This window comes from Glaciecola petra (assembly GCF_031846345.1).
GTDB lineage: Bacteria > Pseudomonadota > Gammaproteobacteria > Enterobacterales > Alteromonadaceae > Glaciecola > Glaciecola petra.
Map to the genome: position 1 here is coordinate 867,207 of NZ_JAVRHX010000001.1, position 18,697 is coordinate 885,903.

Genomic DNA, 18,697 nt, shown 5'->3' on the forward strand with positions numbered 1-18,697 from the left:
ATAGTTTAGACAAGCACAAACTCAAAAAACAATTCTAAAAGAGAGAAAGCATGGCAACAACATTTCCAATGACGGTTAAAGGCGCAGAAGCCTTGCGTGAAGAGCTGAATGAGTTAAAAACGAAAGTAAGACCAAGAATTATTGCTGATATTGCTTCAGCAAGAGAGCATGGGGATTTGAAAGAAAATGCTGAATATCACGCCGCTCGCGAGCAACAAAGCTTTTGTGAAGGGCGCATCCAAGACATTGAAGGAAAACTATCAGGCGCGCAAATAATCGATATCACTAAAATGCCGAATAACGGAAAAATTATTTTTGGCGCAACAGTGCAATTGCTTAATGTCGACACGGACGCAGAAATAAAATATCAAATTGTTGGAGATGATGAGGCAGATTTAAAGGCAGGTTTGATATCTGTAAATTCGCCAATAGCCAGAGGGTTAATAGGCAAAGAAATAGATGACGTGGCAACAATTCAAACGCCGGCTGGCGTTGTTGAGTTTGAAATTATTGAAGTAGAATATATTTAAAATTATTGAAGTTATGCCAACAAATTAAAGGTATCCACCTTCTTTTAATTTGTCATGGGCGAGTAGCAAGGCTTCGGTCCGGTCTAATACAAAGTCTGCATCGCCCAACAAAGCTTCAAAACCCATCATCATAAATTTTTCTTTTATTTTTGGATTGTTCACTAACATTACAACTTGCTTATCTAAACCTTGAGCATCCTTCACCAAGTTTTCAATCGCTAGGGCAACTGTATCATCAATAAACGAAACATCACTTAAATCAACTATTAAGGAATGATGGTCGCCTAAGGTTTTTAATTCGCGAGATAAGGCTTTTGATACTCCAAAAATCATGGTTCCACTTAAATAAAAGTAAAGAATTTGGCCTTTGGCGCCATTTAGTAAAGAGCGTTGTTCTGAACTTAGTGGAACTCTGCCATCGACGTCACTAATCGCTTTAATGTTTTTTGCTTGAGATTCACTGAGTTTTTCTATGATGAGAATATTGGCAATAAATACTCCAATACCAACTGCTACTACTAAATCCACGAAAACGGTGAGTAATAATACAATGAACATGATCATAGAAGAGTGACGAGACACTTTATGTGAGCGTTTTAAAAAGCCCCAATCTAGGATATCTATGCCCACCTTTATGGCGATACCGGCTAAAACTGCTATCGGGATAACAGATATTAATGTTGACGCACCAAAAACTGCAACAACTAATATGGCCACTCTGATCAAACCAGATAGTGCTGTCCGCGCTCCGGTTTGTATATTTACCACAGTGCCCATTGTGGCACCCGCACCCGGCAGGCCACCGAACAAACCTGAGAATAAGTTGCCGAGTCCTTGACCGATTAGTTCTTTATCTGATTTATGTTCATGGCGTGTTAAGTTGTCAGAGATAACGGATGTTAACATTGAATCAATGCAGCCCAAGATACCGAGGACAATGCCATCTAATATCATTGTTTGTAAAAGATCAGAACTAAATGTCGGCCACACTAAACTTGGCAAACTCACATCTATTTCACCAATACGTTGAATGTCGGCGTCGGCAAATAAAGTGATCGAAATGATAGAAATACAAACAAGTGCGATAAGCTGTGGGGGAACCCATTGCTTAATCTTTTTTGGTGTGAAAAATATCAATGCAAGAGTTGAAATCGCCATTCCTGCTGCAACAGTGTTGATATTACTAAGTGTATCCTGAAAATTCACTATTGCTCCTGTCACCCCGCCAGCAGGCACAGAAGCGCCTACGGCTGGCGCAAACTGCATAATGATCAGAATACATCCAATTCCTGACATAAAACCGCTGACCACGCTATATGGCATTAGCGTTATGTACTTTCCTAGTTTTAACACACCAAATAAAACTTGCGTTAGGCCTGCTATCATTACAACCGTAAATGCCATGGCAAGGCCTGTTTCCGGATATTTTGCAATCATAGTGGTAATAACGGCAGCCATAATAACCGTCATTGGGCCTGTAGGCTCAGATATTAGCGTGGGTGTGCCACCGAACATCGCGGCGAAAAACCCAATGATTATCGCTCCGTATAAACCTGCCTCTGCGCCGGCGCCTGAAGCAACACCAAAAGCTAAAGCTAATGGCAAGGAAACGATAGCGGCTGTAAGCCCGCCTAAAATATCGCCTTTAAGATTTGAAGTATTGATGACATTAAAAATTTTCAAGCTTGTCCCTAACTCTCTAATTTACTTTTAAAAACTAATTTGACTGACCTTTATACCTAATAATCAAGGCGATGAAAAACAACATCGCAGTCACTATCCAAACAGGTAAATCTCCAAATTTTCTATAAGGTGTAAAGCCTTCCGAAAAATGGAGGGTACTTGTTAATACCCCACTTTCAAATTGAGGCAAACTTGCTGTTATTTGACCATAACTATTTATCGTGCCAGTTACACCGTTATTAGTTGCACGTAATAATGGAAGACCAAATTCTCTAGCTCTAACTTGCGCAATTTGCATATGTTGATGGGGGCCATGAGAATCGCCAAACCACGCGTCGTTACTGACGGTAATTATTGCATTTGTATGGGGTTGCAAGTTTGCTCGAATTTGCTTTGGAAAAGCAATTTCGAAACATATCGCGGGAGCAAAATAGGTCTCATTAACTAATAAATTATCTTGTACATACTCTCCACGCGTGAAAGAAGACATGGGTAAATCAAAAATTGGCGCTAATGGTCTAAGTAAGTCTTCAAAAGGTACAAATTCACCTATTGGCAATAAGTGATGTTTTGCAAAACGTTTTTTATGCCCATATTGATAAGGTGTATTGCTTTGTTCATTGTCGATACCCATGGCAAGCAATAGGTTTAGTGCGACTTTCGTTTCTATATTGTAATCGACGATACCGGTTATAAAGCCTGTTTGGCTTTGTATAGCACGTTGGTCAAGCGCGACTAATAATTCTCCACTACCAATCTCCAACTTCGGAATAGCGGCTTCAGGCCAAACAACGATATCCGCATCCCAATAGGGCTCTGTCAGTGCAAGATAGTGACGAATTGTTTGTTCGTCTTTTTTGGGGTCCCATCTCATTGATTGAGCGATGTTTCCCTGTACCAACAACACCGATTTAGATTGGTCACTCTGTTTTGTCCACTGCACATTTTGTAAAACAAAAGACGACACAAACAAAACGACAATAGGGATGATGGAAATCACTTTCTTATATTGGATTCCTATCGCTATACTTATACATACCAAAATTATAAGTGCAGACAATCCAATTTCACCAATTATGGGTAGCCATGCACTTAACATACTTGTGCTTTGAGAATAACCAATAGACAACCATGGAAAGCCTGTTAATAAGTGGGCTCGAGCCCATTCACTTATTAACCATATAAATGGTAATACCAAAGGCCACATTGGACGGATCGGAAAAAATCTTTTTGTTAGGTAAAAAGCCATTGCTGGAAATAAGGCTAAGTACGCACAAAGTAAAAACATCAAAAATAATGAAGCAACTAATGGGATACCACCAAATTCGGCAATACTTACATGTACCCAAGCTATGCCCGCGCTAAAATAGCCAAAACCAAACATCCAAGCAGCAATAAATATTTTGTCTGCATAGCGTGAAATTAAATAAAATGAGACTGGTAGCACCATAAATGGTAAGTACCATTGACCATAGGGGGCAAAAGCAAAGGTTAAGCTAGCACCGCTGCATATTAACAATAAGTAGAGAACTAGCGGCTTCAGCTTATTTCTCCAGGTCGGGTAAGTAAACTTTTAATTGCAGTAAACGTCTTTTATCAGAATGTGTGACTTCAAAGTTTATATTATCTATTTGTACTTTTTCACCTGTGTCAGGCATGTGTCCAAAGGCACGTAACACTACTCCACCAATAGTATCAGAATCTTCTTCGTTGTAGCTGGATTCAAAAAAAGCATTAAAGTCATCTACTGGCGTGAGCGCCTTAACTGAATAGGTAGATGTGTTTAAGGGACGAATGTTATCGTTTTCATCAACATCATCATCAAATTCATCTTCAATTTCGCCGACAATGAGTTCAAGGATATCTTCTATTGTGACAAGACCCGAGACTCCACCATATTCGTCAACCACGATTGCCATATGATATCGTTGCTGTCTGAACTCTTTGAGCAGCACATCAACTCGTTTACTTTCAGGCACGATAACCGCTTCACGGATGACATTTTTAAGGATAAAGGTCTTTTCGTTATTAAAAGCATAAGTCAATAAATCTTTGGCAAGCAATACACCTTCAATATGGTCTTTATCTTCACTAATAACCGGAAAACGACTGTGCGCTGATTCTAAAACTAAGGGTAAAAATTCGTCGACGCTTTGTTCTATATCGATGGTTATCATCTGTGCTCGGGGAATCATTATGTCTCTAACCCGCATGTCGCTGACACCCATTACACCTTCAATCATCTCTTTGGTTTGCGGGTCTATTAGTTCGCGTTCTTGGGCGTCAGAAATTAGATCTGATAATTCTTCTCTGTTTTTCGGTTCTCCTTTAAAGCCCTGCATTAGTTGTGCAAACCAGCTTTTGTTAGAAGAACCGTTGCTAGAGTGGGGGTTGTCGTCACTCATGTAATGATTACTCGTTTTTATTGTTCAATTTATCGCCTATCCTCACCTAATTTGATAAGGGTCGTCAATACCTAATTGCGCTAATATTTTTATTTCGGCACTTTCCATTTTTTCAGCATCACTTTCTGTAATGTGGTCATATCCTAATAAATGCAAGAGTCCATGTATGCAAAGGTGTGCCCAATGGTCATGCGCCAATTTATTTTGAGTTTCTGCTTCTTCAATCACAATTGGTGCACAAATCGCCAAATCACCAATAAAATTAGAAGGTATATATTCGGGTAACTCACTCTCAAACGATAATACATTGGTTGCTTTGGCTTGATTGCGATATTGTTGATTCAAACTATATGACTCTTCGCTACCAATCACTCGAATACCAACTTCTAGGATCCCCTCATACTGAACTTGCTCCAATGTGGTTTTAAGCCAATTGGATACAAGTTTTGCGTTAGGGATATGCTTAAGCAGTTTTTCTTCTACATCTTCTGCGATATGCCAATCAAGGTCCAAAACGATTTCTGTTGGGTCGCAATTTGTCATGAATGACTAATCTTTTTTCGGCTGTTGATCTTGCTGGTCTTTTTGTGCTCGCAATTGCGCTTTTATAGCGTCTTGTTCAGCATCATAATCTTCGTAAGCCTGCACAATTCTTGCAACAACAGGGTGACGCACAACATCGTTCGCACTGAAAAAATTAAACGATATATCGTTAACGTCCGACAACACATCTATAGCATGTCGTAAACCTGATTTGGCGCCTCGTGGTAAATCAACTTGAGTTATATCCCCAGTAATCACCGCTTTAGAATTAAAGCCAATGCGTGTTAGAAACATTTTCATTTGTTCGACAGTCGTATTTTGTGATTCGTCCAAGATAATAAACGCGTCATTTAGCGTTCGACCACGCATATAGGCAAGTGGAGCGACTTCAATGACATTACGTTCAATAAGTTTTTCAACTTTTTCAAAGCCAAGCATTTCGAATAAGGCATCATAAAGAGGTCTTAAATAAGGGTCGACTTTTTGCGATAAATCACCCGGTAGAAACCCCAGTTTTTCACCAGCTTCAACGGCAGGTCGTGTGAGTAATATTCGTCTTATTTCTTGTCTTTCTAAAGCATCGACTGCACAGGCTACTGCTAAATATGTTTTACCCGTGCCAGCTGGACCAACGCCAAACGTAATATCGTGAGTCACGACATTAGACACATATTTTGATTGATTTGGATTGCGTGGTTTTATTACGCCACGCTTGGTTTTTATATGAACTTCTTTACCATAATCGCCGGCTTCTGCACGTTCCAAACATTTAGCTTCTTGAATGGCTAAATGCACTTGATTTGGTTCAAGTACGGGTACACTGCCCTTAATTGCCTGTGTTTCAATATACAGCAATTTAAGTAATTCGCTGGCACCATTGGCTTGCAATGGGTCGCCATGAACGCTGAATTCATTGTTTCTATAGTTTATTTCAACGCCTAAACGACGTTCTATTTGTTTCAAATTATCATCAAAAGGCCCACATAAGCTAGATAAGCGTTTGGTGTCTTGTGGCTCTAATACAACTTGATTACTGACTATTTTGCTCAATTTATCTCCTGTCTTACAATTCTATTAAGCGGGCATTACTTGAATGACACCAAGGTCATCCATTTTAGGTTGCTTTGCCAAAATACTTTCTGGCGACACAGCTACTCTAAGGCCCATTTCTGATTCTCTCTTGCAAACGGTACCGCGCAAAGAGTTACTATACACGTGAGTAATTTTTACATCACAAAACTCACCAATCATGTCCACACTGCCAACAAAATTGACGACTCTGTTATTTTCTGTGCGCCCAGTTAATTCATTGGGATCCTTTTTAGACGGCCCTTCGACTAAAATTCGCTGGGTAGTATCGAGCATATTGCGAGCAATGGTTTGCGCATTTTGATTGATCCGCTGCTGTAATATTTGTAGTCGCTGTTTTTTGCGTTCTTCGCTTACATCGTCTACGGCATCGGCAGCTGGTGTCCCCGGTCGCGCGCTATAAATAAAACTAAAGCTCATGTCATAGCCGACAAAATTAATTAAATCCATGGTATCGGCAAAGTCGTCTTCTGTTTCGCCAGGAAAACCAATAATAAAATCAGATGACATAGCAATGTTTGGCCGGACTTTTTTTAATTTTCGTATAGTGGATTTATATTCAATTGCAGTATGGCCGCGTTTCATCATGTTTAAAATACGATCTGAGCCCGACTGCACAGGTAAATGCAAATGATCGACTAATTCAGGTATATTTTCGTACGCAGAAATAATGTCGTCGGTAAATTCTACAGGGTGCGAAGTGGTGTATCTGATGCGATCTATACCATCTATACTTGCCACTAATTCAAGTAATTCTGCAAATCGACAAATGCTTCCATCGTATTGTTCGCCTCGATATGCATTCACGTTTTGGCCAAGCATATTGACTTCACGTACACCTTTAGACGCGAGTTGAGCAATCTCCAACAAGACATCGTCAACAGGACGACTGACTTCTTCGCCTCTTGTATAGGGCACAACACAAAAACTACAGTACTTTGAACAACCTTCCATAATGGAAACAAAAGCACTAGGCCCATCTGCTTTAGGTTCGGGTAATCGGTCAAACTTCTCAATTTCGGGAAAACTAACATCAACAACTGAACGCTCGCCTTGTTTGATTTGGCCAATCATTTCAGGTAGACGATGCAATGTTTGTGGGCCAAACACAATATCAACAAATGGAGCACGTTTGCGTATTTGGTCACCTTCTTGAGACGCTACACAGCCGCCTACACCGATAATTAACTCAGGTTTGTCCTTTTTTAAGTTTTTCCAGCGGCCTAGTTGATGAAATACTTTTTCCTGTGCTTTTTCACGAATCGAACAAGTATTAAGTAAGATGACGTCAGCGTCTTCAGCTTCTTCAGAAAGTGAATAACCATGAGTAGCATCTAACAAGTCAGCCATTTTGTCCGAGTCATACTCGTTCATTTGGCAGCCCCATGTTTTAATAAATAGTTTCTTGCTCATTTCGTTTTTTAAAAACCTTTTTCAATAAAGCCAATCGCGTTTTGTTATTGTAAGACTACAAAACGGCCAAGCATTTTACCCTCAAAGCCTTGTTAAGGCCAGTATCTATTATATTTTTAAAACTATTAAAACGAGATTATCTAATTTGGTTTATGGCATAATTGGCATAACTTGTTTTTAAGCAAAAATATCGTTGTTCGTATCAAACACGAATTTATGAATGAAAGGGTCAATCTGAAGCAGATGAAAAACTATGATGTATGCATAGTAGGCGGCGGTATGATAGGCGCAGCAATGGCGCTGGGATTGGCTCGTTTAAAAAAACCTTTACGTATTTTATTGCTTGAGCATCAAAAACCTCAGTCTTTCGACCGTGAGCAATGCCCGGATTTACGCTTATCTGCATTTAATTTGCACGCTATTAATCTGTTCAAACAATTAGGTGCTTGGCAACATATCGAAAATACACGCCTACGACCATACAGTCGATTGAGCGTATGGGAAGACGCAACGGCAGCCACTACGTTTGATGCAAAGGATATTGGACAAGATAAGCTTGGGTATTTCATCGAAAATCGCTTAGTTCAGCTGGGCCTTTTGCGTTCTATTCAAGACAAATATGAAAAGCATGTTGATATTAAATATGGCGAAATGATAAGTGCTATCGACACCAGCAAAGGAAATGTTCAGCTAGAGAGCGGCTTAGCCATTCAAGCAAAAATGATTCTTGGTGCTGATGGCGCTCAGTCTTTGGTAAGAAAAGCAAGCAAGATAGTCACCAGTGGATGGCAATATAAGCAAAGTGCAACTGCAATATTGGTCAAATTAAACGCCGCTATTCCTGATACAACATGGCAGCAATTTTATTCCACTGGCCCAAGAGCATTGCTACCTATGTATGATAATCACGCTTGCCTTGTTTGGTATGACGAAAAACACCAATCAAATAAGATTCAACAAGCAGATAATCGCACATTGAAACACATGATATTACGCGCCTTTCCACCTTTTTTACCTAGTTTTGAAATTATAGGAAAAGCGAGTTTTCCAATTGCTAGGATGCATGCACATAGATATGGTCAAGGAAAAAGTATTATCCTTGGTGATGCTGCCCACACTATTAACCCTTTGGCGGGGCAAGGTGTTAATTTAGGGTTTAAAGATGTTGCTACTTTATTAGAGCTCATTGAAGAGCAGGGCATTGAATCAGTATCTGATGTATGTACTTTGTTTGAAAAATCTCGAAAAGGCCATAATTTAGCAATGATGACAGCAATGGATGTTATTTATTCGGTATTTTCAAATGAAGCCTTACCTTTGCGAATTATACGGCAGGTAGGCTTAAAAGTGGCAAATCAAACAGGGCCTATAAAAGCAAAAGTACTCCGATATGCAATGGGTATATCATAAACCTTAAAACAGGATATATAGATGAATGTGTTAATTATTCTTGGTGTGTTATTCATTGCACTTATCGTGATCATTCCAATGATAGAAAAATCAAATATGCGCATGAGTGACGAGTCCGCGAGCAAAATTCAACGTTGGATTTTGCCATTAATTCTGATTGCTTTGTTGCTTTCAGGGCTAATGTACGGTTTTAGCTAGTTTTTAGACTTCCATATATCGGGCTCTTCTAATTGACCTTGTATATGGCAGTCTTGGTGCGCAAAAGTCACTTCTTGTTGCAATTTTCGTTTAGCTTTGTAGTCTTGTGTAACCGCTACAATAGTAGGCGTTAGCATAGCGATTGCAATAATATTTACTAACGTCATTAGGCCTAGGGCCATATCGGCCATGGCCCAAACCATGGGTAATGATGCCATGGCGCCCCAAAAAATCATCAATAAATAGCCTGAGGTATACACACCTCGTCCGATTTTATTATCTAATTTAAACATGTGTAAATTGCTTTCGCCATAAGCATAGTTTGCGACTACAGAGGTAAACGCAAACAAGCATATGGCAGCTGACACAAAGTCGCTTCCAAGCGCGCCTAAATGTGATTGCATAGCGGTTTGGGTAAGACGTATACCTTCCATTTCGCCAATACTAGTTTGCGTGCCCAATAAAATGATAAAGGCCGTACACGTGCACAAGACCATAGTATCAATAAATACTCCCAACATTTGCACATAACCTTGAGAGGCTGGGTGGTTAGGTTCTGGAGTCGCTGCGGCGGCAGCATGAGGGACGCTACCTGAACCTGCTTCATTTGAGTACAATCCGCGTTGTATGCCGTTTTTTATCGCCGCAGCCAGCGCGCCAGCGCCAGCTTCTTGCAATCCAAATGCGCTTTGTATGATATCGAGTAAAACACCGGGTAAAAGATGTATATTGATGAGAGTTATTGCAAGGGCAACTAAAATATACGCCACTCCCATAAAAGGAACCACATATTCAGCAAATTTTGCGATTGAACGAAGTCCACCTACTACTATTAACGCGGCAAGTATGCATATGCCTAGCCCGGCATAATGAGTAGGAAGTTGGTAACTGTTATTTAATGCATCGGTTATCGTATTTGCTTGCACTGCAGAAAACACGAATCCATAGCCAAAAAATAAGCACAATGCGAAAACCCATGCAAATGCTTTATTTTGTATACCTTGTTGAATGTAGTAGGCAGGCCCGCCTCTATATTGTCCGTTACTGTCTTTTATTTTATACACTTGTCCTAAAACACTTTCCGCATAACCTGTTGCCATACCCAATATAGCAATTACCCACATCCAGAAGATTGCACCGGCGCCTCCTAAAGAAATGGCAACGGCCACGCCTGCAAGGTTTCCTGTCCCTACGCGTGCCGACAGACTTGTGCATAATGCTTGGAATGAACTAATACCTACTTCGTCTGATTTACCACTTTTGCGCATAATCGAAAACATATGCTTAAAATCAAGAATTTGAATAAACTTTAAACGCCAGGTAAACCATGCGCCGGCCGCTAATAATAGATATATCAGTACTTGCCCATCCCCCCACAAAATGTTGTTCACAAAGGAAACGACAGCAGTTACTGAGGTTTGCATGGGCGCAAATATATTAGTTTGGAGCCAAGAAAGTAGTGTATCCATGAAGAAATATGAAGGGAGAATAACTAAAATGTAAATCTATTGTGCAGTATTTTTATAGATTTGACCATGGCTAATGTTAACGATTAGCAACGAGATTCATAAAAACAATAAAAAAACGCCAGCATTGCTGGCGTTTGGATATGGCTGGGGTAGCAGGACTCGAACCTACGAATGGCGGGATCAAAACCCGCTGCCTTACCAACTTGGCTATACCCCAATAAAATAGGCATAAAAATAGTCTGTTAAAAACAAGTCCATTTTCAAGCATATCTCTTGGAAAATGGCTGGGGTAGCAGGACTCGAACCTACGAATGGCGGGATCAAAACCCGCTGCCTTACCAACTTGGCTATACCCCAACAATGTGGTGCGGAAGGAGAGACTTGAACTCTCACGCCTCGCGGCACTGGAACCTAAATCCAGCGTGTCTACCAATTCCACCACTTCCGCAAAGAAGTTTCCGAAAACGTAAGCCATGAGTTTGAAGTGTCTACCAAACTCATAAAAAACAAAAAAATAAAATGGTGGCTACGGCGGGACTCGAACCTGCGACCCCATCATTATGAGTGATGTGCTCTAACCAGCTGAGCTACGTAGCCACTAAATTACTCCGTTTTCGGAGTGGCGCGTATTATGCTTAGTTGAAAGTTAAGCGTCAACCGTTTTTTTGTCAAAATGACGCACTTGCGTAAAAATGCCACAATTGAGGCTAAAAAGTGCATCACATTTATCTATTTCAGTATTTTATTTAGGTAAAAAACCATATTGAATGTCAAACTGTTTTAATTGATGTTTAATCTTTTTCTCCAACCCATTATTGTTAATTTTCGGAACACGTGTTGCGTCGGTTTGATAATTTAAATCTGCAAATTGTGTCGCAAATTCACTATCAATATTATGTTGGCTTCCAATACGTGTTTCGGCTGACAGATTTGATATTTTCGCAACACTTTGATTTCGAGAAAAACGTGCATAGCCCTTGAATATGAAGTTTTCTTCAACATAACGATTACTAAGGGCTAGCACATAATCGAATAGGCCATACAAAATAGTATCTTCACATAAATCATTTAATACAATATGCGCACTTATTGCTTGTTTTAACTCATGTAAATCACTCTTTCCAAGGGGGCTTATATCAAAACTAAGAATATATTGTTGCTTGTCACCAGGCAGTACTTGTAGCCCTTTAAATTTAAAAATAGCGTCTGCATAGGTCACTTTTTTTAAACAGGCAATAAGGTTTTCAAGCGCTAAAGGATAACGCATTGCGCTTGTATCAGTCGACTTTGACATGGCTATCAATGGCAAGTCATGATGACAGCTAAAAGGAGTCGTTATTACTGTTTTTTGTAATAACTCACTTCGATATTTAAAAAGCTCTCTTATTTCATGCTCGCGAGCTTTAAGACAGGCCAAAAAAGCAGTTTGTATAATTTCTGATGAAGGTAATTGAGGTTCAACGCGCCATCTCCTGCCATAAACTATTTTATTTGATTGCTGCACCGATTTTGGCAAATAGTTGTCTTTGCCAATTATGCCTACTTGCAGAAATATACTGTTTTGTTCTTCATCGACAAACAACACATATTTAGGATCAAAATCAATAAGTGAAATAATTTCAGAGACTGAATTCAAAGTGTGCTGATAGCTAAGAAAATGCTGAGGTATACAGTTAGTTCCATCATCCAACACTATCGAGGGCGCTTTTGGTATGGGTTTTTCACCGGGTAACAAAGGCATAGTAGTTTGCGGCATACTATTTTTCATAAAATATCAATATCATGGATGTATTAATAAGACCAAGCGAGGTTTTACACACCTTTACTCTGTCTGTGCTTATGCATATTGCTTTATATGGGGAATGGCGCTAAATGGATGATATTTAAATTAGAAAAAACAATAAATTTGTAAAGTATTTGACACTGTATTGCAGGCAAAAAGGGTAGGGTTTATAAGATAAACCCTATCCTTATTAGTGTTGGTAAAACGCGAAAAAACTTACACGTTAAATCTGAAATGAATGACATCACCATCTTTAACAATATAATCTTTACCTTCTAAGCGCCATTTGCCTGCTTCCTTCGCTCCAGATTCACCGTTGTTAGTGACATAATCGTCAAAGCCAACAATTTCGGCCCTAATAAAGCCTTTTTCAAAATCGGTATGTATTTTACCAGCGGCTTGAGGAGCGGTCGAGCCTTCAGGGTATGTCCAAGCACGCACTTCTTTGACACCCGCTGTGAAGTAAGTTTTCAGAGTTAATAAGTTATAACCGGCTCTTATTACACGGTTCAGACCGGGTTCTTCTAAACCAAGTTCATCCATAAACTCTTGTTTTTCATCGTCTTCAAGTTCTGCAATGTCAGATTCTATAGCGGCACAAACGCTAACAACTACCGCGTTTTCAGCCTCCGCAATAGCCTTAACCTTATCTAAATAGGGGTTGTTTTCAAAACCTTCTTCGTTCACATTGGCAATATACATTGTCGGTTTTAAGGTTAGGAAATTCATATAAGCGATCGCTTGAAATTCTTCTTTAGTCAAGTCTAAAGCTCTTAGCAAACCACCTTCATTTAGGTGCGGTAAAAGTTTTTCGAGGACAACAAGTTCAAATTTTGCTTCTTGGTCTCCCCCTTTTGCTTTTTTCGCAACTCTTAAAATAGCTTTATCAGTGGTTTCTAAGTCGGCTAATGCTAGTTCAGTATTAATCACATCAATATCTTCTTGAGGATCTACTTTGCCAGAAACATGCACGATATTATCGTCATCGAAGCAACGAACAACATGCCCAATAGCATCGGTTTCGCGAATATTTGCAAGGAATTTATTGCCTAAACCTTCACCTTTTGAAGCTCCCGCAACTAGACCCGCAATATCGACGAATTCCATTGTTGTTGGAATAACGCGTTGAGGATTAACAATACTCGCCAATTTATCAAGTCGCGTATCAGGCACTGGTACAACGCCAGTATTTGGCTCAATGGTGCAGAAGGGGAAGTTTGCTGCTTCTATACCGGCTTTTGTGAGCGCGTTAAATAAAGTTGATTTGCCGACGTTAGGTAAACCAACGATGCCACATTTAAAACCCATAATTGCCTCTTAAATTTGTTATTGATTGGTGCTTAGTCTGCTTTAAAGCTATGTAAGCGTTGTTGCGCGCTTGTTATACCTTCTGTAAGCAGTAATTCTAAGCATCGAGAAGCTTCGTCAATCGCGCTCTCAATATTTTCGTAGTCTTGCTTAGGTGCCTTTGACAACACATAGGCCGATACTTTGTTTTTATGTCCAGGATGACCTATGCCTATGCGTAAACGCCAAAAATCACGCTGGTTAGCCAAGCGACTGACAATATCTTTAATACCATTTTGACTGGAACTGCCACCCTGTTTAAATTTGGCAACACCAGGTTCAAAATCAAGTTCATCAAAGGCAACTAATAATTCACTTTTGTCAATTTTATAAAACTGACACATGCTAGCAACCGCTTTACCACTTAAATTCATAAAAGTTGTTGGTATCAACAAGCGAACATCTTTGCCGGCAATATTCCCTCTGCCAGTAAAACCAAAAAACTTAGCGTCAAGTTTAAGGCTAATGCCAAATCTTTCTGCTAAGTTTTCTACAAATTGAGCGCCAGCATTATGTCTAGTGAATCGATATTCGGGGCCTGGATTTCCCAAGCCCACGATCAAACGAACATTAGGCATGTTAGTGGTCGACACTGATGTTATTCCTCAGTATCTCCGGCTTCAGCTTCGCCAGTTGTTTCATCGCCGGCCTCGTCTGCAGCTTCTGCACTTCCGCGAGACATTTTAATTGTCACAACGGCTAAGTCATGCTCTTCGCCTTTAGCTAATTCAACACATTCAACACCCTTAGGTAATTTGATATCTGACAAGTGAACGGCGCTATCAAGCTCAACGGCTATCAAATCTACTTCTATATATTCTGGAAGATCTTTAGGCAGACAGCTTATTTCAATTTCTGTCATCAATCTCTCAGCATGACCTCCTTCTAATTTCACAGCAGGTGATTTATCTTCGTTAATGAAGTGAAGAGGTACGTTTGTGGTAAGTTTTTCGCCAGCAACAATGCGCTGAAAGTCAATGTGAGTAACCTTAGGCTTGAAAGGGTGACGTTGCATATCCTTCACAAGCGCTTCTTCTTTTTTACCATCAACATTGATAGTCAAAACATGTGAATAAAAGGCTTCAAAAGCTTGTGCTTGAATTACTTTATTGTGTTCAAGCGTTAATGCGATGGGATCTTTCCCCGCACCGTATATGATGGCTGGTACTTTTCCTGCGTGACGTAGGCGGCGGCTCGCACCTTTCCCCATATCTGTGCGGACAGTAGCATCCAATGTAAAAATTGCGTCAGACATATAATGTCTCCAATGTTATAAATTAAATTTGTGTGGCTTTGCGACCAAGCAACACGCGTATTCACCGTATTAAAACGGCGGCGAATTCTATCATTGGAAAAGGCCACGTACAATTAAAAAGTGTAGATAGTGCTAATATTTTACAGTTCCTTTGCAGAAGGGGGAGATTGATCCTTTCCTAGTACCGTTGATTGACTCACATTTAAGACAGAACCAAACTGTGTAGTAGTTGCATAATCCTTTATGATATTTCCTTTTATTTCAAGCATTAATCCATCTACTAAATGAGCTTTGGGTAAATTGATTAAAGTAAATGCCTCGCCTTTGCTATCAATAAATCCAAAAAAACCGCCTTCGATATTTTGATATCGGATATAACCTACAAGTGTAAGGGTTTTTTGGGGTTTTTCGTTATTATCCTCGACAACTGTCATATTGGGTTCCTGATCAGGTATTGAAGATTGGCAAGCGTAAAGAAAAAAAGTACACATAATCAAAATTAAAATTTGTTGATATGGCATTTTGTATTTCCTGAATCAAACAATTAAAACAAACGTTTACCGCTAAGTGCAATATATAACGCTAATATACCAACACACGCATAAACTGCTTCGAAGAAACCTATATCACTCGCATCACCGTTGACTATCATGACGCCTAACATTCCCGCTAATAGGAAAGAGGGGATAGAAGCAATACCAAGTATGATTCTTATGCGCATAGTAAGTTTAGTATTATTTGGTTTTGGTGTTTGTTCTGTCATCGCTCACTCTGCTCGCTGAGGCTAATACAAAAACGACGCTATGGATTTAATCCATAACGTCGCATCGTTCAAATTCACCATTGCTAATTAGTATTCAAACATAGCTGAAATAGATTCTTCATTACTGATCCTACGGATCGTCTCAGCAAGCATTTCAGACAATGTAAGCTGTTTAACCTTGTTCAACTTTTTGATTTCTGGTGGCAAAGGAATACTGTCGGTAATTATAATTTCATCAATCACAGAGTCTTCCAAGTTTTTTGCCGCATTGCCTGAAAACACCGCGTGAGTAGCATATGCATAAACGCGTTTGGCACCATGCGCTTTAAGCGCTTCTGCTGCTTTCGCTAGCGTGCCACCCGTATCAATCATGTCATCGACGATAATACAGTCTCGTTGTTTAACATCACCAATAATATTCATTACCTGAGCAACGTTAGCCTTTGGACGACGTTTATCGATAATGGCGAGGTCTGCATCGTTAAGTAATTTAGCTGTTGCTCTCGCCCTCACTACACCGCCAATATCTGGCGAGACAACAACTGGTGAGTCAAAGTCACGTTGAAACATATCGTCTAATAAAATGGGCGTACCGAAGGCGTTGTCTACCGGTACATCAAAGAATCCCTGAATTTGCTCAGCATGTAAATCGATAGTTAATACGCGGTCAACACCGACGTTAGACAAAAAGTCGGCGACTACCCTAGCTGTAATTGGTACCCTTGCCGAGCGCACGCGTCGATCTTGACGGGCATAGCCAAAGTAGGGGATAACAGCGGTTATTCGACCAGCAGAAGCCCTTCTAAACGCATCAATCATAACGATAAGTTCCATTAAGTTATCGTTAGTGGGCGCGCAAGTAGACTGGATAATAAAAACATCCGAACCACGCACGTTCTCATGTATTTCGACACTTATTTCACCATCACTAAAACGACCACAACTCACATTTCCTAGTTTGGTGTATAAGCGTTCGGCGACTTTCTGGGCGAGTTCAGGAACGGCGTTTCCTGCAAAAAGCTTCATATCAGGCACAAGATAAATCCTCGGTGCATTTAAAGAGAGTTGGCTGGGGTAGCAGGACTCGAACCTACGAATGGCGGGATCAAAACCCGCTGCCTTACCAACTTGGCTATACCCCAAATAAATCGACAGATGCGCTTTGATGCGTAACAATTACGCGTCATAGGGCTAATTTTTGTAACACCGGAGAGCAGTCTAAGCCCTTAGCAATAAAAGCTTTTGTACCAGCCGGCAGTTTTTTTAAAACCTTTTTTGCGTCGCTAACGGACTCAAAAATAGAAAAAACACTAGCACCTGTACCAGTCATTCTTGACGGTGCGTAGTTTAGCAACCACTGTAATAAATTTGCAACCTCAGGATGCATATTACAGACTAATTTCTCACAATCATTTTGCGTTTGTTCAAATTTGTAGTGCGCAAAATCAATTTTTTGAGTTTGTCGAGGTAGCGAAGGGTGGGTGAAAACGGCTGCAGTCGAAACATGCACATTGGGACTGGCGACAAGATATATTTGTTCCTGAACGCTATGAGACTGCAGCTTTTCACCAATGCCACTGGCGAATGCAGTTTGCCCTTTTATAAAAACCGGTACGTCAGCACCTAATTTTTTCCCTATCGCTAATAAAGTACTTAGATCACATTCACACTGCCATAATTTATTTAAGGCCAGTAAAGTCGTCGCAGCATTGCTTGAACCACCCCCCAAACCTCCACCCATTGGAATACGCTTGTTTAGTTTAATCTCAACACTGTGGCTCTTTAGGGTTCTGTATGGTAATAGTGCTTGCGCAGCTTTTACTATCAAATTGTCTTGCGGGTCAAGACCGTCAATATTATCAAGTATTTGCACGCAATTTTCTTGCAGACCAGCTTTACGAAGTGAAAACCCAATCTCGTCGCCAAAATCTAAAATTTGAAAAAGTGTTTGAAGATCGTGATAGCCGTTTTCGAAGCGACCACAGACGTGTAAAAACAAGTTTATTTTTGCAGGGCTAGGCCACCAATCAAATACATCATTAACCTCAGAATTATTCACTTTCACTCCATTGGCTTATTCGTAACTTAATTTGCGCCTGGGTATTTACATTAAGAAGCGTAATTGAGGAGGGCAAACGAAAATTTTGTTCGTATAGTGACCAACTTTTGTAAGCCACATATGAAATTTGCCATGTATCACATGCTCTGCAGCTATGTGTGAATTGCCGTAAAGTACCATCTGAATTATAGCTAATGTCTTGAATTCGGTTTTCATTTGAATCATTACTGTCAGCACTGATGGATTTTTCGATTTCTGGGGCCGCTACTCCTTTTATCCAGTGCTGCAAATTAGCAATAGGTATTTGCCAACCCGTTGTTTGTGCAATTAGTCTACTCGCAGAAAAGTCAGTATACGTTTTGCCGTCTGCGGTTAAGGTCGCCATATTGCCGTCGTATTTCATTTTGGCTAATGTAATACCCAAGACATTGGTTAATCCAAAAGACAAAGAGCTTTGATTTTTCTCCCAGTTTAAATACGCGCTGGTGCGTTCTTGTTGCGTGATCCACGCTATTTTGCCTTTTATACGCCATTGATCAAGTGCCGCAATATCTGATGTATTGGCCAGGCTTGTTCTGGGCTTAGGTGCCGAAACACAACCAATCACGAACAAAGCGACTACAACATAGAAACAAAGCACTTTAAAAAGGTGATACAACCGTTGTTGATAAAGCAATGAGTGCAAAATACCGCCAAAATTAAGTCGTTTCCCGTAGAATACAGTATTTTTATTTCTCACTATAGTGATTT

Annotated in this window: 19 protein-coding genes and 5 tRNA genes; 3 read left to right on the forward strand and 21 right to left on the reverse strand. The window is 40.1% G+C overall.

The genetic code is table 11. The annotated features are described in order from the left end of the window. Positions 1-50: 50 nt before the first annotated feature. Positions 51-530 (forward strand): transcription elongation factor GreA, encoded by a 480-nt coding sequence (greA, locus tag RM552_RS03895; RefSeq protein ID WP_311367476.1) that lies wholly within the window; start codon positions 51-53, stop codon positions 528-530. A gap of 24 nt (positions 531-554) precedes the next feature. On the opposite strand, the gene RM552_RS03900 is transcribed toward greA, so the two are convergent. From RM552_RS03900 to miaB, 6 genes are read right to left on the reverse strand one after another with little or no spacing between them, the layout of a single operon-like run. Then, positions 555-2,213, reverse strand: coding sequence for a SulP family inorganic anion transporter (locus RM552_RS03900; RefSeq protein ID WP_311367477.1), 1,659 nt, complete (start codon positions 2,211-2,213; stop codon positions 555-557). 34 nt (positions 2,214-2,247) lie between these two features. Beyond that, the gene (lnt, locus tag RM552_RS03905; RefSeq protein WP_311367478.1) at positions 2,248-3,732 is read right to left on the reverse strand and encodes an apolipoprotein N-acyltransferase; all 1,485 of its coding nucleotides are present in this window, start codon (positions 3,730-3,732) and stop codon (positions 2,248-2,250) included. 25 nt (positions 3,733-3,757) lie between these two features. Continuing rightward, positions 3,758-4,618 (reverse strand): CNNM family magnesium/cobalt transport protein CorC, encoded by an 861-nt coding sequence (corC, locus tag RM552_RS03910; protein WP_311367479.1) that lies wholly within the window; start codon positions 4,616-4,618, stop codon positions 3,758-3,760. A gap of 42 nt (positions 4,619-4,660) precedes the next feature. Continuing rightward, positions 4,661-5,161: an rRNA maturation RNase YbeY gene (gene ybeY, locus RM552_RS03915; protein ID WP_311367480.1), complete on the reverse strand. Its 501-nt coding sequence runs from the start codon at positions 5,159-5,161 to the stop codon at positions 4,661-4,663. Positions 5,162-5,167: 6 nt separating this feature from the next. After that, positions 5,168-6,211, reverse strand: coding sequence for a PhoH family protein (locus RM552_RS03920; RefSeq protein WP_311367481.1), 1,044 nt, complete (start codon positions 6,209-6,211; stop codon positions 5,168-5,170). 24 nt (positions 6,212-6,235) lie between these two features. Next, entirely contained in the window at positions 6,236-7,663 is a 1,428-nt protein-coding gene (gene miaB / locus RM552_RS03925) for a tRNA (N6-isopentenyl adenosine(37)-C2)-methylthiotransferase MiaB (protein ID WP_311367482.1), read from the reverse strand. Between the two features lie 243 nt (positions 7,664-7,906). On the opposite strand from miaB, the gene RM552_RS03930 reads away from it, so the two are divergent. After that, complete coding sequence (locus RM552_RS03930) at positions 7,907-9,073, forward strand: FAD-dependent monooxygenase (RefSeq protein WP_311367483.1); 1,167 nt, start codon at positions 7,907-7,909, stop codon at positions 9,071-9,073. Between the two features lie 21 nt (positions 9,074-9,094). Next, complete coding sequence (locus RM552_RS03935) at positions 9,095-9,271, forward strand: hypothetical protein (RefSeq protein WP_311367484.1); 177 nt, start codon at positions 9,095-9,097, stop codon at positions 9,269-9,271. Here the strand turns inward: RM552_RS03935 and RM552_RS03940 are convergent. The 15 genes from RM552_RS03940 to lolB form a co-directional block, all read right to left on the reverse strand. Continuing rightward, positions 9,268-10,740 carry an alanine/glycine:cation symporter family protein gene (locus tag RM552_RS03940; RefSeq protein WP_432277176.1) on the reverse strand — a complete coding sequence of 491 codons (1,473 nt, stop codon included), beginning with the start codon at positions 10,738-10,740 and terminating at the stop codon, positions 9,268-9,270. The two genes, RM552_RS03935 and RM552_RS03940, sit on opposite strands and share 4 nt — an antisense overlap. Positions 10,741-10,881: 141 nt before the next feature. Further along, positions 10,882-10,957 (reverse strand) — tRNA-Gln (locus RM552_RS03945). A 64-nt stretch (positions 10,958-11,021) separates the two neighbouring features. Continuing rightward, positions 11,022-11,097: transfer RNA gene (locus RM552_RS03950), tRNA-Gln, on the reverse strand. Positions 11,098-11,103: 6 nt separating this feature from the next. Beyond that, positions 11,104-11,188: transfer RNA gene (locus tag RM552_RS03955), tRNA-Leu, on the reverse strand. A gap of 72 nt (positions 11,189-11,260) precedes the next feature. Further along, a tRNA-Met gene (locus RM552_RS03960) sits at positions 11,261-11,337 on the reverse strand. Between the two features lie 145 nt (positions 11,338-11,482). Beyond that, positions 11,483-12,508, reverse strand: coding sequence for a hypothetical protein (locus RM552_RS03965; protein WP_311367485.1), 1,026 nt, complete (start codon positions 12,506-12,508; stop codon positions 11,483-11,485). Positions 12,509-12,739: 231 nt separating this feature from the next. Beyond that, on the reverse strand, positions 12,740-13,831 hold the full coding sequence (gene ychF, locus RM552_RS03970; protein ID WP_311367486.1) for a redox-regulated ATPase YchF: 1,092 nt from the start codon (positions 13,829-13,831) through the stop codon (positions 12,740-12,742). 32 nt (positions 13,832-13,863) lie between these two features. Further along, positions 13,864-14,448, reverse strand: a complete 585-nt coding sequence (gene pth / locus RM552_RS03975) for an aminoacyl-tRNA hydrolase (protein ID WP_311368270.1) — start codon at positions 14,446-14,448, stop codon at positions 13,864-13,866. 20 nt (positions 14,449-14,468) lie between these two features. Then, positions 14,469-15,125: a 50S ribosomal protein L25/general stress protein Ctc gene (locus RM552_RS03980; protein ID WP_311367487.1), complete on the reverse strand. Its 657-nt coding sequence runs from the start codon at positions 15,123-15,125 to the stop codon at positions 14,469-14,471. Positions 15,126-15,265: 140 nt separating this feature from the next. Further along, the gene (locus RM552_RS03985; RefSeq protein ID WP_311367488.1) at positions 15,266-15,646 is read right to left on the reverse strand and encodes a hypothetical protein; all 381 of its coding nucleotides are present in this window, start codon (positions 15,644-15,646) and stop codon (positions 15,266-15,268) included. A gap of 23 nt (positions 15,647-15,669) precedes the next feature. Further along, on the reverse strand, positions 15,670-15,888 hold the full coding sequence (locus tag RM552_RS03990) for a hypothetical protein (RefSeq protein WP_311367489.1): 219 nt from the start codon (positions 15,886-15,888) through the stop codon (positions 15,670-15,672). Between the two features lie 87 nt (positions 15,889-15,975). Beyond that, positions 15,976-16,914, reverse strand: a complete 939-nt coding sequence (locus RM552_RS03995; protein ID WP_311368271.1) for a ribose-phosphate pyrophosphokinase — start codon at positions 16,912-16,914, stop codon at positions 15,976-15,978. A gap of 40 nt (positions 16,915-16,954) precedes the next feature. Continuing rightward, a tRNA-Gln gene (locus tag RM552_RS04000) sits at positions 16,955-17,030 on the reverse strand. A 41-nt stretch (positions 17,031-17,071) separates the two neighbouring features. Next, positions 17,072-17,947 carry a 4-(cytidine 5'-diphospho)-2-C-methyl-D-erythritol kinase gene (gene ispE / locus RM552_RS04005; RefSeq protein WP_311367490.1) on the reverse strand — a complete coding sequence of 292 codons (876 nt, stop codon included), beginning with the start codon at positions 17,945-17,947 and terminating at the stop codon, positions 17,072-17,074. Next, positions 17,940-18,686, reverse strand: coding sequence for a lipoprotein insertase outer membrane protein LolB (gene lolB, locus RM552_RS04010; protein WP_311367491.1), 747 nt, complete (start codon positions 18,684-18,686; stop codon positions 17,940-17,942). Before lolB ends, ispE begins: the two co-directional genes overlap by 8 nt. Between the last annotated feature and the right edge of the window lie 11 nt (positions 18,687-18,697).

What these genes read in the sequence shown, in the direction of transcription:
- greA (WP_311367476.1), top strand. Translation starts at nt 51, where the DNA reads ATGGCAACAACATTTCCAATGACGGTTAAAGGCGCAGAAGCCTTGCGT.
- corC (WP_311367479.1), bottom strand. Translation starts at nt 4,618, where the DNA reads ATGAGTGACGACAACCCCCACTCTAGCAACGGTTCTTCTAACAAAAGC.
- ybeY (WP_311367480.1), bottom strand. Translation starts at nt 5,161, where the DNA reads ATGACAAATTGCGACCCAACAGAAATCGTTTTGGACCTTGATTGGCAT.
- miaB (WP_311367482.1), bottom strand. Translation starts at nt 7,663, where the DNA reads ATGAGCAAGAAACTATTTATTAAAACATGGGGCTGCCAAATGAACGAG.
- RM552_RS03930 (WP_311367483.1), top strand. Translation starts at nt 7,907, where the DNA reads ATGAAAAACTATGATGTATGCATAGTAGGCGGCGGTATGATAGGCGCA.
- RM552_RS03935 (WP_311367484.1), top strand. Translation starts at nt 9,095, where the DNA reads ATGAATGTGTTAATTATTCTTGGTGTGTTATTCATTGCACTTATCGTG.
- RM552_RS03940 (WP_432277176.1), bottom strand. Translation starts at nt 10,740, where the DNA reads ATGGATACACTACTTTCTTGGCTCCAAACTAATATATTTGCGCCCATG.
- RM552_RS03965 (WP_311367485.1), bottom strand. Translation starts at nt 12,508, where the DNA reads ATGAAAAATAGTATGCCGCAAACTACTATGCCTTTGTTACCCGGTGAA.
- ychF (WP_311367486.1), bottom strand. Translation starts at nt 13,831, where the DNA reads ATGGGTTTTAAATGTGGCATCGTTGGTTTACCTAACGTCGGCAAATCA.
- pth (WP_311368270.1), bottom strand. Translation starts at nt 14,448, where the DNA reads ATGCCTAATGTTCGTTTGATCGTGGGCTTGGGAAATCCAGGCCCCGAA.
- RM552_RS03980 (WP_311367487.1), bottom strand. Translation starts at nt 15,125, where the DNA reads ATGTCTGACGCAATTTTTACATTGGATGCTACTGTCCGCACAGATATG.
- RM552_RS03985 (WP_311367488.1), bottom strand. Translation starts at nt 15,646, where the DNA reads ATGCCATATCAACAAATTTTAATTTTGATTATGTGTACTTTTTTTCTT.
- RM552_RS03990 (WP_311367489.1), bottom strand. Translation starts at nt 15,888, where the DNA reads ATGACAGAACAAACACCAAAACCAAATAATACTAAACTTACTATGCGC.
- RM552_RS03995 (WP_311368271.1), bottom strand. Translation starts at nt 16,914, where the DNA reads ATGAAGCTTTTTGCAGGAAACGCCGTTCCTGAACTCGCCCAGAAAGTC.